15 protein-coding genes are annotated in these 14,657 nt (G+C 63.8%); 10 read left to right on the forward strand and 5 right to left on the reverse strand.

Annotation, left to right across the window (positions count from 1 at the left end; translation table 11 throughout):
- The first annotated feature begins 3 nt into the window (after positions 1 to 3).
- Positions 4 to 3,417, forward strand: a complete 3,414-nt coding sequence (locus FGE21_RS03410; protein WP_139661653.1) for an efflux RND transporter permease subunit — start codon at positions 4 to 6, stop codon at positions 3,415 to 3,417.
- Here the strand turns inward: FGE21_RS03410 and FGE21_RS03415 are convergent.
- Together FGE21_RS03415 and FGE21_RS03420 are read right to left on the reverse strand one after the other, a co-directional pair.
- Entirely contained in the window at positions 3,363 to 3,857 is a 495-nt protein-coding gene (locus tag FGE21_RS03415) for an NUDIX hydrolase (protein ID WP_139661655.1), read from the reverse strand. The two genes, FGE21_RS03410 and FGE21_RS03415, sit on opposite strands and share 55 nt — an antisense overlap.
- Positions 3,858 to 3,937: 80 nt before the next feature.
- Positions 3,938 to 4,759 carry a protein-disulfide reductase DsbD domain-containing protein gene (locus tag FGE21_RS03420; RefSeq protein WP_139661656.1) on the reverse strand — a complete coding sequence of 274 codons (822 nt, stop codon included), beginning with the start codon at positions 4,757 to 4,759 and terminating at the stop codon, positions 3,938 to 3,940.
- Between the two features lie 178 nt (positions 4,760 to 4,937).
- On the opposite strand from FGE21_RS03420, the gene FGE21_RS03425 reads away from it, so the two are divergent.
- On the forward strand, positions 4,938 to 5,492 hold the full coding sequence (locus tag FGE21_RS03425) for a YqgE/AlgH family protein (RefSeq protein ID WP_139661658.1): 555 nt from the start codon (positions 4,938 to 4,940) through the stop codon (positions 5,490 to 5,492).
- Between the two features lie 224 nt (positions 5,493 to 5,716).
- Here the strand turns inward: FGE21_RS03425 and FGE21_RS03430 are convergent, their stop codons facing one another.
- A complete protein-coding gene (locus FGE21_RS03430) occupies positions 5,717 to 6,688 on the reverse strand; it encodes an L-threonylcarbamoyladenylate synthase (RefSeq protein ID WP_139661659.1) in 972 nt (323 codons plus the stop codon).
- A gap of 243 nt (positions 6,689 to 6,931) precedes the next feature.
- Between FGE21_RS03430 and FGE21_RS03435 the strand changes: the two genes are divergently transcribed.
- From FGE21_RS03435 to FGE21_RS03455, 5 genes are all read left to right on the forward strand, one after another.
- The gene (locus FGE21_RS03435) at positions 6,932 to 8,644 is read left to right on the forward strand and encodes an acyl-CoA dehydrogenase (protein WP_139661661.1); all 1,713 of its coding nucleotides are present in this window, start codon (positions 6,932 to 6,934) and stop codon (positions 8,642 to 8,644) included.
- Positions 8,645 to 8,647: 3 nt separating this feature from the next.
- The gene (locus FGE21_RS03440) at positions 8,648 to 9,694 is read left to right on the forward strand and encodes an MBL fold metallo-hydrolase (protein WP_139661663.1); all 1,047 of its coding nucleotides are present in this window, start codon (positions 8,648 to 8,650) and stop codon (positions 9,692 to 9,694) included.
- A 45-nt stretch (positions 9,695 to 9,739) separates the two neighbouring features.
- Entirely contained in the window at positions 9,740 to 10,210 is a 471-nt protein-coding gene (locus FGE21_RS03445; RefSeq protein ID WP_139661664.1) for a DUF6173 family protein, read from the forward strand.
- Positions 10,211 to 10,449: 239 nt separating this feature from the next.
- A complete protein-coding gene (locus FGE21_RS03450; protein WP_139661666.1) occupies positions 10,450 to 10,584 on the forward strand; it encodes an aa3-type cytochrome c oxidase subunit IV in 135 nt (44 codons plus the stop codon).
- Positions 10,585 to 10,629: 45 nt separating this feature from the next.
- Positions 10,630 to 11,253: a hypothetical protein gene (locus FGE21_RS03455; RefSeq protein ID WP_139661668.1), complete on the forward strand. Its 624-nt coding sequence runs from the start codon at positions 10,630 to 10,632 to the stop codon at positions 11,251 to 11,253.
- Positions 11,254 to 11,395: 142 nt separating this feature from the next.
- Here the strand turns inward: FGE21_RS03455 and FGE21_RS03460 are convergent, their stop codons facing one another.
- Complete coding sequence (locus FGE21_RS03460; RefSeq protein ID WP_139661669.1) at positions 11,396 to 11,740, reverse strand: AzlD domain-containing protein; 345 nt, start codon at positions 11,738 to 11,740, stop codon at positions 11,396 to 11,398.
- Positions 11,737 to 12,468 carry an AzlC family ABC transporter permease gene (locus FGE21_RS03465; protein WP_139661671.1) on the reverse strand — a complete coding sequence of 244 codons (732 nt, stop codon included), beginning with the start codon at positions 12,466 to 12,468 and terminating at the stop codon, positions 11,737 to 11,739. The genes FGE21_RS03460 and FGE21_RS03465 overlap by 4 nt, the downstream gene beginning before the upstream one ends.
- A gap of 25 nt (positions 12,469 to 12,493) precedes the next feature.
- On the opposite strand from FGE21_RS03465, the gene FGE21_RS03470 reads away from it, so the two are divergent.
- From FGE21_RS03470 to mobB, 3 genes are all read left to right on the forward strand, one after another.
- The gene (locus FGE21_RS03470; protein WP_176695352.1) at positions 12,494 to 13,405 is read left to right on the forward strand and encodes a formate dehydrogenase accessory sulfurtransferase FdhD; all 912 of its coding nucleotides are present in this window, start codon (positions 12,494 to 12,496) and stop codon (positions 13,403 to 13,405) included.
- A gap of 94 nt (positions 13,406 to 13,499) precedes the next feature.
- Entirely contained in the window at positions 13,500 to 14,162 is a 663-nt protein-coding gene (mobA, locus tag FGE21_RS03475) for a molybdenum cofactor guanylyltransferase MobA (RefSeq protein ID WP_139661675.1), read from the forward strand.
- The gene (mobB, locus tag FGE21_RS03480) at positions 14,159 to 14,650 is read left to right on the forward strand and encodes a molybdopterin-guanine dinucleotide biosynthesis protein B (protein ID WP_139661676.1); all 492 of its coding nucleotides are present in this window, start codon (positions 14,159 to 14,161) and stop codon (positions 14,648 to 14,650) included. The genes mobA and mobB overlap by 4 nt, the downstream gene beginning before the upstream one ends.
- The last annotated feature ends 7 nt before the right edge of the window (positions 14,651 to 14,657 follow it).

A 14,657-nucleotide genomic window follows, 5' to 3' on the forward strand; every position in this document is an offset into this window, starting at 1 on the left:
TGAATGGCGATTTCTTCATTTCCGAAGGCTGGCGGCGTCCTGAGCTATTTCACCCGTCACCGGACCGCGGCGAATCTCCTGCTGGTGCTGTTGCTGATCCTCGGCGCGGCGGCGATCCCGAACATGCGGGCGCAGTTCTTTCCCGATGTGATCGTTGAATCCGTCAATGTCTCGGTCGAGTGGGACGGCGCCGGGCCGGAGGATGTCGACAGCGCGATTGTACAGGCATTGGAACCGGCGCTGCTTGCGGTCGAAGGGGTGGAAACAACCGAATCCTCCTCCCGCGAAGGGCGGGCGTCGATTTCCATCGACTTTGAGCCGGGCTGGGATATGGCCCGCGCGGCAGATGACGTCCAAGGCGTGGTGGACGCCGTCTCTACCCTGCCCGAGGAGGCAGAGGACCCCGAGGTCGAGCGCGCGGTGTGGCGGGATCGGGTCACCGATATCGTGGTCACCGGTCCTGTGGGGGCGCAGCAACTGGCTTTGCTTGCGGACGAGTTGATCCTGCGGCTGTTCGAGGTGGGCGTGACCCGCACCACCATCCGTGGGGTTGCCGCACCGCAAACCATTGTCGAAGTGCCGTCCTCCCAGTTGATTGCGCATGACATCACCATGGCCGATATTGCCGCCGTGATCGCGGCCGAAGTGGAAATCAACCCGGCAGGCGAGGTCGAAGGGGCCAACGCCCGGGTGCGCACCGGGACCCAGAAACGCAGCCCCGAGGAGCTGGAGGCGGTGGTGCTGCGCTCCGAGGCTGACGGCTCGGCGCTGACCATCGGTGATGTGGCGCGGATCCGGGTCGAGGGCGTCGACCGGCAACGCAGCTATTTCGTCGGCGACAATCGCGCCATGTCGATCCGGGTTGACCGTTCTGATCAGGGCGATGCCATCAAGATCCAGCGCCAGGTCGAGGAGGTCGTCGCCGACCTGAACCTGTCGTTGCCCCAGGGGGTCGAAATCTCGCTGATCCGCACGCGGGCCGAGGCGATCACCGGGCGGCTGGATATTCTGGTGGACAATGGTCTGGCCGGGCTTGGGCTGGTGCTGGTTCTTTTGTTTCTGTTCCTGAACGCGCGCATCGCCTTTTGGGTTGCGGCGGGCATCCCGGCGGCCATGTTTGCCGCGATTGCGCTGATGTATATCGGCGGCTTGACGATCAATATGATTTCTCTGTTCGGGCTGATCATCACCCTGGGGATCGTGGTGGATGACGCCATCGTTGTGGGCGAGCACGCCGATTTCCGGGTCCGGCGGCTGGGCGAGAGCCCGGTGGTCGCCGCCGAGAACGCCGCGCGCCGGATGGCGTTGCCGGTTTTTGCCGCGACCCTGACCACGATCATCGCCTTCTTCGGCCTGACATCCATCGGCGGACGTTTCGGGGATCTCATCGGGGACATCCCCTTCACCGTGATCGCGGTGCTGGCCGCGAGCCTGATGGAATGCTTCCTGATCCTGCCCAACCACATGGCGCATGCGCTGGCCCATAGTCACGAACAGCACTGGTACGATGCGCCCAACCGGGTTGTGAACCGGGGGTTCCGCTGGTGTCGCGATACGTTGTTCCGGCCCCTGATGGCGGGCGTCGTGCGGGCCCGCTATGTCGTGGTGGCCGGCGCGTTTGTATTGCTGGCGAGCCAGATCGCATTGTTCATCGCGGGGGACGTGACCTGGCGCTTCTTCAACGCGCCGGAACGGGCCTCTGTGTCCGGGAATTTTGCCATGGTCGAAGGCGCATCCCGGGACGATACATTGCAGCAGATGCGGGAGTTCCAGCGCGCGGTCGAGGATCTGGGCGCCGAATACGAGGCGCGGTTTGGCCGCAATCCGGTGGATTTCGTCATGGCCGAGGTGGGGGGCAACACGGGCCGTGGCCTTGCGGGTACCGAAACCAAGGACAGCGACCTTTTGGGCAGTATCGCGATCGAGCTGATCGACGCCGATCTGCGACCCTATTCCAGCTTCGCCTTCGTCGGCGCGCTGCAGGATCGGGTGGTGCAGTTGCCGCTGACCGAAGTGGTGTCCTTTCGGGGCTGGCGTTCGGGGCCGGGGGGCGATGCGTTGGACGTGCAGATCTACGGCGCCGATGTGGCCACGCTCAAAGCCGCCGCAGAGGATCTGAAAACGGCCGTCGCGCGCTATCCGGAAGTCTCGGCGGTGGAGGACAACCTCGCCTATGACAAGGAAGAGCTGGTGCTGGACCTGACCCCTCAGGGCCAGGCGCTGAACATCACGCTGGAGAGCCTCGGCCAGGCGCTGCGCCGCCGCCTGAACGGGATCGAGGCTGCAAGCTACCCCGATGGGCCGCGCTCTGCCACGATCCGGGTGGAATTGCCCGAGGGGGAGCTGACCGCGGATTTTCTGGAGCGCACTCTGATGCGGGCCCCCTCCGGGATCTATGTGCCGCTTGCCGACATCGTGACGGTGACGCAGCGGACCGGGTTTTCCACCGTCCGGCGTGAGAACGGCGTGCGGCTGATCTCGGTCACCGGCGATATCTCGGAGGACGACCCGGTCCGCGCCCAGGCGGTGATGACCGCGCTGGAAACTGAAATCCTGCCCAAAATCGCCGAGGAACGGCAGGTCGAATACCGCTTGTCGGGCCTGAGCGAGCAGGAAGACGAGTTCCTGCGCGATGCGATGAGCGGTCTGGTGCTCTGTCTGGCGGGGATCTATCTGGTGCTGTGCTGGATCTTCTCCAGCTGGACCCGGCCGATCGTGGTGATGGCGATCATCCCCTTCGGCTTGGTTGGCACCATCTGGGGGCACCACCTGTGGGAACTGCCGATGAGCATGTTCACCGTGGTGGGCCTTTTGGGGATGACCGGCATCATCATCAACGATTCCATCGTGCTGGTGTCGACCATCGACGAATACGCCGAGGACCGCGGGCTCATTCCCTCCATTATCGACGGCGCAGCGGACCGGCTCCGGCCGGTGATGCTGACGACACTGACAACAGTGCTGGGGCTGGCACCTTTAATGTATGAGAGCTCGCAACAGGCGCAGTTCCTCAAGCCCACGGTGGTCACATTGGTCTACGGGCTTGGGTTCGGCATGTTCCTGGTGCTTTTGGTGGTTCCCGCGCTGGTGGCGATACAGGCGGATGTCTCGCGCCCGGTGCAATCGTTGAAACGCGTGGTGACCCGAGGGAGCCGCCCCGAGGCCCGACGATTGCGGGGCCTGATGTTACTGGGCGGGGCGGCGCAGCTGCTCTGGCTTGCCCTCACGTTGGGCTATGCGATGGCGACGGGGCGGCTCCATCCTGTGCTGCGTCAGGTCGTGCCCGGGCTGGCCGAAACCGATCCGCTGAAGGTGGCGCTGCTCCTGTGTCTGCTCGGCATGGCGGCGCTGGCGGTGGTGATCTACGTGATCGGCGCCCTTGGCGGGGTCCGCAGCCCCTCGCGGGAACAGGCCTGAGCCAGATAGGCCAGCTCCGCAACCCGGTCCAGAAGCTCCAGCCCAAGCGTTTCAATACGCGACACCGGCACCCACCGGGCCTCCAGCGCGTCATCGTCGGGTATCGGGTCACCAGCGATATAGTGACACAGGGTCGCCACCAGGAAATACTGCCCGCCGACAGAGCCGTCGGCATCGCGCGGAATAACGTCCAGCGTCATCAGCTGCTGCCCCGGTTCGGCCATCACTCCGGTTTCCTCGTGCAGTTCACGTGCGGCGGCTTCTGCTGCGGTTTCGCCCAGTTCCACATGGCCGCCGGGAAAGCCCCATGTCCCCGCGTTTGGCGGGTTTTTGCGTTTCACCAGAATGACGCAATCCTCGCCTTCGACAGAGGTGCAGACGACGCCCAATGCACCAAGGAGAGGGCGGCGCGGCGCAGCAGCAGCGGACGCAGGTTTCATGACGGCAGCGGCCTTTTTCTCAGGTCAGATAGGGCGAACCGTATCGGCAGGACGCTCTCGAGGCAACTGATGCGGAGAGGTCACCCCGCTGTACAGCCCCTGATATCCACCGCATGGGACGTGCCCAGGACGGTAAACCGGAGTGCCGAGCGGTCCACCACCAATGGCCCGTTGCCCGCAGCCAGGAGCTCGGTCTCTGCCATCAGCGCACCACCCTCGCGCCAGGCTGTGGTCTCGGTTGCGACCAAATCGGGAGTGCCGCCTTCGATCACCGCATATTCCTGTCCGCCGGCAGAGGGCATCGTGATGCGGGCGGTGACCCTCATGCCATAGGGCGATGGGGTCAGTCGGCAGGCCACGGCCCGGACCTGCGCCTCCTCCGCGGAATAGGGCCGCGCTGCCAGTGCTGCGGCGATTGCGGGATTGCGATCGGCATCTAGGTTGGCGCGGTGATCAAATGACAGCTCGGACGGGATGCAGACGTCTTTGCACAGTCCCAACTCCATCCGCCCCTTGAGGCGGACCGGCGCGCCGGGCACGCGCGGCGTGATCTCGATCGGGATTACCAGCTCGTCATGATAGCCAATCGTTCGCAGACCAGAGGTCAGAAAAACCTCGGGCGTCGGCCAGGTCAGGCGCAGATCCGCCACATTGCGAGAGCCCCGCCAGGTGAAGCGCGGTGGGATTCCGGCGTCGCCCGGCGCCCTCCAGTAGGTCTTCCACCCGTCCGCAAGCCGCAGACGCAGTGCTGCGAGGTAGTGCCCCTGCGCAGTCGCCCCACCATCAAGCACCTCAAGCGTGACCACATTGTCCCAGGCTCTGTCGGCTTTCACCGCAGAGGAAATCAGGCAGAACAAGGCGAGGCTTGTCGCGGCGATCAGGGACGGCAGAGTGCGAGTCATGATCAAAGCTATTGCCACATAACGGGTTAATGCCAAGTCACATCGCGGCGAGAGCCGGGTGATGTCACTCAAACGTGACAGGCGCGCGTCGCATCCGGCGCCTGGGGGTGGGGTTGCAACCGGATCGCCGGAAGGTCATGTTGGTGCAAGGGACGCGGGCCACAGCAAAGGCAGGCACATGGAACTTACAGGTAAATTGCTGATCGCGATGCCGGGTATCGGCGATCCCCGGTTCGAGAATTCTGTCGTCTTCCTGTGTTCCCACGGCCCGGCAGGCGCCATGGGGCTGGTGATCAACAAACCGGCAGCTGGCGTGGTTCTGAACACCCTCTTTGATCAGCTCAACATCGAATGTCGGCGTGGACCCGGCCGCTCGCAAGTTTATTTCGGAGGACCCGTTGAAACCCAGCGTGGGTTTGTGCTGCATTCGGATGAATATATCTCGACGGTGAATTCCCTCCCGGTCAAGCCCGGGTTCTCCATGACCGCGACGCTGGATGTCCTGGAGGAAATTGCCGAAGGGTGTGGTCCTCAGCAGTATCTGGTCATGCTCGGCTACGCAGGTTGGGGGCCTGGACAGCTTGAAGCTGAGATCGCTCAAAATGGCTGGCTCACGGCCGAGAGCGATCCTGAAATGATTTTCGACGCGCCTGTCGACGACAAATGGGAGGCCGCCCTGAACAGCATTGGCGTTGCGCCTCTCAATCTTTCGATGGATGCCGGTCACGCCTGAAACACGGACGAAGGCGCGTTCTTCGCAGCAAAGGGGGGGAGGCAGCAAAGGGGGGAGCGCTCCCGCCCATCCCACATGCATTGAAATGCAAGCGGTCTGGTTGGGCCGAGCGCCGCTGGCGCGGCGCGGGCGCCCGTGTCTTCATCTTTTTCAAAATACCTCGGAGCGCGAGGCAGAGCCTCGCATCAGCTGCACAGGCCGCGGCCACCTCACTGCAAAGAAGCCTACCGGGGTGCCGCAGCCCTGCGCAAACGGTCGTTGATGGCCGCGCCCAGGCCTTGGTCCGGCACCGGGGCCACGGCTATGGGTTTCGCCAATGCATCCAGTCGATGCAGGTGACCAAAGAGATTGGTGGCAGCTTCCAAAAGGTCACCGGAGGCGGAAAGATTCAAGTCGAAATCCCCGGGGCCGAACCCCAGAGAGAGTTCGCCAGCCTGAAACGTGGTCGCATTCAGGCGCAGGGGCGCGTGTGGTGCGTAGTGAGACAGCATTTGGCCGGGCGCAGTGAGAGGATCGGCCGCATTGCGATGTACCAGAGGCTGCCCGAGAACCGCCTCGATATCCTCAGAGGCCAGACCGCCGGGACGAAGCAACACCGGCGGCCGACCAGAGGGGCCGGTCAGGCCGAGGATGGTCGATTCTACACCGACACCGCAGGGCCCGTCGTCCAGAATCGCGGAAATCCGTCCGCCGAGACCGGCAGCGACATGAGCCGCCGAGGTCGGGCTGATCCTGCCGGAGGGGTTCGCCGAAGGCGCCGCAACGGGACCGCCCACGGCTGCCAGAAGATCCCGCGCACAGGCCTTGGCCGGCACCCGAACCGCCAGCGTGTCGAGCCCGGCCGTCACCAGCGGGGATATCCCGTGGCCGTCGCGCAGCGGCAGTACCAGGGTCAGCGGTCCGGGCCAGAACGCCGCCGCCATCCTCTCGGCCTGATCGGACCACTGCACGAGATTTTGCGCGGCTTCGATGCTGTCCACATGGGCGATCAGCGGATTGAAGGAGGGGCGGCCCTTGGTGGCATAGATCGCCGCTACGGCCTCTCCATTGCGCGCGTCGGCACCAAGGCCATAGACTGTCTCGGTCGGGAAAGCGACCAATTGCCCGGCACGCAGGAGCGCAGCGGCCCGGCCGATGCCCTTGGGGGTCGGGGAGAGCATTTCGGTCTGCACGAAGCTGTCTGTCTTTGCGGGCATTGCGGGGCCTGAGGGCTGCTGAAATCTGCTTTGGCCGTTTGGGAGCCTATGGCCGTACGGTCACTCACCCCGGTGACGCCGCGTTTTGATTGCGCCGCTGCCGGAGCTGGTTACGTAAAGGGCCAAGGCACAGTACATAGCGAAGGGGAGAGCGGATGCCAAGCCGATCTGCGGTTCCTTCCCATGTACACCGTCCCACCGCAGCCAGTTTGACGCCCGCAGTACAACCAAAGGTCCCCATCGATGAGCTTTCGCGCGCCCGTTTCCGAATATCAGTTCCTGCTGAAAGAGATTCTGGGCTTTGACCAGATCACCGCGACAGAAAAATTTGCCGAGGCAGATACAGAGGTCGCCGATGCGATCCTGACCGAAGCGGGAAAAATGTGCGATGAGGTCATGGCGCCGCTGCAGCGCAACGGAGATCTTCACCCCGCGCATCTGGAAAACGGCGTTCTGCGCACCTCTCCGGGCTTTGGCGACGGTTACCGGGCCATTGCCTCTGGCGGCTGGATCGGGATGAGCGCCGATCCGGAGTACGGTGGCATGGGCCTGCCGATGTCGCTCACCACTGCGGTCAACGAGATGATGTCGGGCGCCTGCCTGTCGCTGCAGCTTGCGCCCCTGATGAGCCAGGGCCAGATCGAAGCACTGGAACATCATGCCTCGGACGCGATGAAGGACCTCTATCTGCCAAAGCTGATTTCCGGGGAGTGGGCGGGCACCATGAACCTGACAGAGCCGCAGGCGGGATCCGATGTGGGGGCCCTGTCGTCCAAGGCGGAACCGAAGGGGGATGGCACCTATGCAGTGTCGGGGCAGAAGATCTACATTTCCTGGGGCGACAATGATTTCACAGATAACGTCTGTCACCTGGTCCTCGCCCGACTGCCGGATGGGGTGGCGGGCACCAAGGGGATCTCCTTGTTTCTGGTCCCGAAATACCTGCCGGACGCCGATGGCAACCCGGGCAAAGCCAACGATCTGAAGGTCGTCAGCCTAGAGCACAAGATGGGCCTGCATGGCTCTCCTACCTGTGTGATGCAATACGACGGGGCGACGGGCTGGTTGGTGGGCCGTGAACACGGCGGCATGGCGGCAATGTTCACGATGATGAACAACGCGCGTCTGGGCGTTGGCGGTCAGGGTGTGGGCGTGGCCGAGGGCGCCTACCAACACGCCCTTGCCTATGCGCTGGAGCGCAAACAGGGCAAGACCCCGGTCGCAGGCGGCACCGGCACGATTGTCGATCACGCCGATGTGCGCCGGATGCTGATGGAGATGAAGGCGGACGTTTTCGCGGCGCGTGCGATCATGCTGGCCTGTGCCGGCGCCATCGACCTGGGAGCGGCCACAGGCGAGGCCGAGTGGAAGACCCGCGCGGCCTTCCTGACCCCGATTGCCAAGGCATTCGGCACCGAAACCGGTATCCGGGTCGCGGAGCAGGGGGTGCAGGTGCATGGTGGCATGGGCTTTATCGAGGAAACAGGGGCGGCGCAATTCTACCGCGATGTGCGGGTGACGGCGATCTATGAGGGCACCAACGGCATTCAGGCGATGGATCTGGTGGCCCGCAAGATGATGGACGGCGGCGAAATGGCGCACCGTTTGATCGACGAGATCGAAGAGCAGGCCGAGCGCGCCCGCCCAACCCACCCCAATATGGCCGAGGCCGTCTGGCAGGCCTGCGAATCCCTGCGCGAAACCACGGAATGGCTGGTCGAGGCTGAGATGCAGGACCGGTTCGTCGGCGCGGTCCCCTATCTCATGGCCTTTGCGCGGGTTCTGGGGGGACATTACCATCTGGCGGCGGCCCTTGCCGACAAGGGCGGCGCCCGCGAGAAACTGGCGCGGTTCTATATCAAACGGATGTTGCCGCAGCATGCCGCCTATTTGATCCACGCGCAGGAGGGCGCGGCCGGTGCTTTCGCCCTCAGCGCCGAAGAACTGGCGGGCTGAGCGATGTCCTCGGTCGCTGATGTCATGCCGCGCACGCCCTGGGAGGAGCCACCTGCGGAAGGCGAGGCGATAGAGGTCGCTGAGGGGGTCTTGTGGATGCGGCTGCCGCTGCCGATGAAGCTCGACCACGTCAATGTCTATGCATTGGACGACGGAGAGAGCTGGACCGTAGTCGATACGGGCATGTCCTCCAACAAGACGCGCCGGATCTGGGAGGTGCTGATGGCCGGGCCATTGGGCGGCAAACCCGTGGGCCGCGTGGTGGTCACCCATCACCATCCGGATCACATCGGCAATGCCGGCTGGTTTCAGTCCGAACACGGTGCAGAGCTGGTCACCACCCGCACCGCATGGTTGTTTGCCCGCATGCTGACGCTGGATGTGCAGGACAGCTGGCCGGAGGAAACCCTGGCCTACTATCGCAGTGCCGGCATGGACCCGGCGACCTACGAGGCCCGCAAGGCGGACCGGCCGTTCAATTTCTCCGATACGGTCTACCCGATGCCCTTGGGGTTCACGCGAGTGCAGCAAGGCGACGTCCTGCGCATGGGGGGACGCGACTGGGATGTGCATATGGGCAATGGCCACGCCCCCGAACACGCAACATTCTGGAGCCGGGATGACAACCTGGTGCTGACCGGCGATCAGGTCCTGTCCTCGATCAGCCCGAACATTGGCGTCTATGCGACAGAGCCCGAAGCCGATCCGCTGGCAGAATGGCTGGAAGCCTGCGAGCGTCTTTCGGTACTGGCGCGCCCGGACCATCTGGCGCTTGGCGGCCACAAGCTGCCGTTCACGCGGCTGCCGCTGCGGATGCGGCAGCTGATTGACAACCATCACGGCGCGCTGGAGCGGCTTCTGGATCATCTGGACAGTCCCAAAAGCGCGGCCGAATGTTTCTCGCCGTTGTTCAAGCGCCAGATCGGCCCCGGAGAATACGGCCTTGCGCTGGTTGAGGCCGTCGCCCATGTCAACCATCTCTACCGCACCGGGCGGGTTACCCGGACCCGGCGTGCACAGGATGAGGCCTGGGTTTACCAGCGCGGCTGAGAATGCCACCCTGTGCCGGACTGACACGCCCCAAGGAGTTCTGTCATGGACGACAAGATCGCAACCAGCGCCGAACTGGCAGAGGCGGCGGCGCTGCCCTGTCACCACGAGGTGCACACCGACCCGGATGCCCCTTCAGCGCTGAAAAACGTTCCCGGACCGATGCAGAAGGTGCCGGAGAAAAAGAGCCCGGCGCGCTGGGCCTATGAGCGGTTGATCCTCTACATCAAGAACTTTGAAGAACAGCTCGACGGCGAACACGAGGTCGCCATGGGGTTTGCCGGCGGGGACGCGGGCGTGCTCCGCATCGAAGGCATGGGCTATTTCGACCCGGATATCGTGACTTTCTACGGCAGCGATTCGGGCGGTGCCCGGACGCAGCTGGTCCAGCACGTGAGCCAGCTCAACGTGATCCTGCGCGCGATGGCAAAACCGAAACCGGAGGAACCTGCCAAACGCATCGGTTTCCGCCTTGTCTCCGACGGTCTGGTCCCCGATCCGGAAGAGACTGTGTGATCCAGGGCACGAGCGGGGGCTTTGCAGCGCAGCAACCGTTGTTGTCTCACTTGCGCCTGCTCCCTCGCGGGCTTTCTTCTCTGGCTTTCCCCTGTGCCCGCCCCCTGTGCCCGCCCTCTGTGGCTTTCCTCTGTGGCCACGGTCAAGTTCGGGGTAACCAGAGAGCGAGAGGGGAGGTGACAGCGCTTTTGAAATCCAGTATCACCTCGGCGAACCAAGACGCGAACAGGATCACTGATATGGCTGAACACAAGCACGGCACCATGGACACCACCGTTCAGGAACAGACCTTCGAAGGTTTCATGACTTTCGTTTCCCGGTTTTGTATTTTCCTGCTGGTCTTTGTGGTTTTCCTCGCCATCTTCGCGACCTGAGCGACGTTCCCCGACTGATTTCTCCCCGAGCCCCGGAGCGCGCCCATGCGGACCCCGATCCTGATCCTTGCGCTCTGCGCAATCCTTGCGGGCTGCGCGGCACCACAGCGCCCGGACGCTGATCCGGAGACGGTGGCGCGTGTCGCATATCGCGATGCTGGCGGCCCGTCGGTGACACTGATCACGGTCGTGAACAACCGTACCGGTCAGGGGGGGCATACTGCGCTGATGGTGAATGCCTCCGAACGGGTTATCTTTGATCCTGCGGGGTCGTTTTATGCGGATATCGTGCCGGAGCGGCAGGATGTCCTCTATGGGATTTCACCGCGCATTTTTCAGGCCTATCGCAGCGCCCATGCACGTGAGACATTTCACGTGGTGACCCAGAGCGTCGACGTCAGCGCCGAACAGGCGCAGCTTGCCTATCAGCTGGTGACCGGGAACGGGCGTGTGCCCGGAGCGCTCTGCGCCAATGCGACATCGTCGATCCTGCGGCAGATCCCGGGGTTTTCAGACATCGATGTCACCTATTACCCGGTCAAGCTGCAGGAACAGTTCGCGCAGATCCCGGGCGTGGTCACCGACAAATACTATGAAAACGACAGTGGCGATCTGGAAACCGGTCTGGCGGGCGGCAACGCGGCCCTGAATACGGCGCCCGCGCTCTGACTCGGTAGCGGATACTGAGGCGGTCGCGACCTTGGGCTGTCTCGCCATCTTTGCCTGGCGTGGCGCGGAAACAGGTGTCAGCTGGCGTCTGTCAGCTTGCGTCAGATTGTGTCGGACGCGGCAGGTTCAGCACTGCAGATATCTAGCCGAGCAGATACATCAGCCCCCAGAGACAGCAGGCCCCGCTGGCCATGGCAAACAGGACATTGCGGGTGATCGTGGCAACCGCAAATGTCAGCGCCGCCGCGGTGAAGTGGATCAGGCTCGGCTCTCCTGCTGTGGGGGCGGGCCAGACCACCAGCGGTGCCACCAGGGCGGGAATGACGGCGACCGCAGTGTACCGCAGATGGCGCATCAACCAGTCCGGCATGGCGCGATTCCCCACCAGCCCGATGAACGCAAAGCGCAGGGCGTAGGATCCGATCGCGAGGCCTATGATGACAGTCCAGAGTGTGGGGGTGTCAAACGCCGTCTCAGTGCCGTTCATTTCTGGGATGCCTCCGTTCGGGGGGCGCGTTGTGCCAGCCACAGCTCCGCCTGGGCACCGGCCATCATACCGGCAAGCCCGGCCACGATCAGCCCGAGGTTATAGGGCAGCAGTGCCGCCGGCAATGCCACCGCGCAGGCCGTGAAACAGGCGACGACATGGGCCGGAGTCCGCAGCATGGGGCCGATCATGGCAAGAAACGCAATCGGCAACACGAAATCCAGCCCGAGGCTTTCGGGAATCGACGCCCCGACCAGAGCGCCGGTGATCGTCGCGGCCATCCAGAACGGGGCCACCAGCCCGTTGGTTCCGAAAAAATACGCCATGCGCTCCCGCGTGCCCCAGTCGTCGCGGCGCTCGAATTCCACCATCGAGAGCGCATAGGCCTGATCTACGGTGAGATAGGCGGCGCAGGCGCGCTGCCACAGGGGGGCGTCGCCGAGATAGGGCGTGAGAGAGGCCGAATACATCGCCACCCTGAGGTTCACCGCAAGCGCCGAGATCAATACGATCAGCGTCGGCGTGTGTTCCTGCATCAGCTGCAGAGCGGTGAACTGTGCGGATCCGGCAAAAACGGCCAGCGAAAACGCGAAGGCCTCTGCCACGTTCAAACCTGCCTCTGCCGCGAGGACGCCAAACAGCAATCCAAAGGGACCCGCGACCAGAACAAAAGGCGCACTGTCGCGGATGCCTTTCCAAAAGGCGGATTTCGCGGTGGAGATTGTCATGGCTGCGCCTTAGGTTATTCAGAACATGGCTACGCCTGTTGGAGGAGCTTGGCAATTGGCAAAACTGGATACACCCGGCGGCTATCTGATCGCTCCTGATCCCGGCAATGCGCGGCTGACGCGGGCAGTGACGGGCGTCGATCACCTTGGGCGGCGCACCGGGATTTCGGTGGTCGAGGAGCGACCGCTGACGATTTACCTGAACCGTCAGGAGATCGTGACCGCAATGACCATCGGTGATTATCCCGAGTATCTTGCGCTGGGGTTTCTGAAAAACCAGAACATGTTGTCCGCGACCGATGTGGTCACCCGCGTCGATTACGACGAGGAGGTGGAGACGGTGGTGGTGCGCACCGAAGTGGAAACCTCGCATGAGGAGAAGCTGAAGAAAAAGACACGGACCTCCGGCTGTGCGGTGGGGACCGTCTTTGGTGACATGATGGAGGGGTTGGATGCGGTGGCCCTGCCTCAGACAGAGGTGCGGGCCAGCTGGCTCTATGCGCTGGCGACGGAGATCAACCGCACGCCTTCGCTCTATCTGGAGGCGGGGGCCATCCACGGCACGGTTCTGTGCCGCAGGGCTCAACCGCTTGTCTATATGGAAGACGTCGGGCGCCACAATGCGGTGGACAAGATCGCGGGCTGGATGCTCTCCGAGGGGGTGGAGGCCGCTGACAAGATCCTCTACACCACCGGGCGGTTGACCTCGGAAATGGTGATAAAGACGGCGATGATGGGCATTCCGGTGCTGGTTTCACGGTCAGGATTTACCGCCTGGGGGGTTGAGATCGCCCGTCAGGTCGGTCTCACGCTGATCGGCAGGATGCGGGGACAACGGTTTGTCTGTCTGGCCGGGGATGAGCGTCTGGTGCGCGATATCGACCCGGAGAGTTTACCCGCTGAAGACAGGAAGCATCGTCGAAAGGGCGCCCAATGACCGGCGGCGGGGGCGCGCCTCGGGGCCATCGAGGCCCACTCGGCGCGCGACCTGGCTGCGCCAGGCCGAGCGCCTGTGGCAAAGGAAAGCGGTCATGAGGCAGCCTCTCGGAGTGATCCTCGCCGGAGGGCTGGCCACGCGCATGGGCGGTGGCGACAAGGGGCTGCTGATGCTTGGGGGGCAGAGCCTGTTGTCCAGGGTCGCTGACCGGCTGTCGCCGCAGGTTGCGGGGCTTGCGCTCAATGCGAATGGCGATGCGGCGCGGTTTGCCCATCTCGGCCTGCCAGTGGTGGCGGACAGCATCGAAGGCTTTGCAGGACCGCTGGCCGGAGTTCTGGCCGGGCTCGACTGGGCGGCAGAACACGACGCCGACGCCATCGTGACCGCCGCTGCGGACACGCCGTTTTTCCCTCGCGATCTGGTCGAGCGGCTGCTGGCCGCCTCGGCGGGGCAGCGATATCCGCTGGTCCTTGCCACGACGCCCAAAGGCGCGGGGGAGGGCGGGGTGCTGAAATCGGAAGGCGCTGCGGCGGGACAGAGGCGGGGCAGGTCCAATCGCCATCCCACGTTTGGCCTCTGGCCGGTTGCGCTGCGCGAGGATCTGCGCGCGGCGCTTGAGGGGGGGCTGCGCAAGGTGGTGCTGTGGACCGACGCACACGACGGGCGGGAGGCATCGTTTGATGCCGTACCGTTCGATCCGTTTTTCAACGTCAATACACCCGAAGATCTGGCGCGTGCGGAGGCGCTTCTCAAATGAAACTCTACGGGGTGACCGGCTGGAAAAACAATGGCAAGACCGGTCTGATGGAGCGTCTGGTGGCGGAGTTCACCGCTCGGGGGCTGACGGTCTCGACCCTGAAACACGCCCACCATGCGACCGATGTGGATCAGCCTGGAACCGACAGTTTTCGCCACCGCCTGTCCGGTGCGTCCGAAGTGGTTCTGGCCTCGCCAAACCGGGTGGCCATTATGCAGGAGCTGCGCGGCGCCGACGAGCCGACGCTGACCGATTTGCTGGCGCGGATGCGGCCGGTGGATCTGATCCTTGTGGAGGGGTTCAAGCTTGAACCGCATCCGAAAATCGAAGCCCATCGCGCAGCGGCAGGCCAACCCCTGATTGCGCCGGATGATCCGAGCATCCGTGCCGTGGCCACCGATACGCCGCTGGATCTGGACCGGCCGGTTTTCGATCTGAACGACACCTCTGCAATTGCGGGGTTCATTGCCGCCGAGCTGGATCTTTGACTGCGGT

Source organism: Phaeobacter sp. B1627 (genome assembly GCF_006265095.1).
GTDB lineage: Bacteria > Pseudomonadota > Alphaproteobacteria > Rhodobacterales > Rhodobacteraceae > Epibacterium.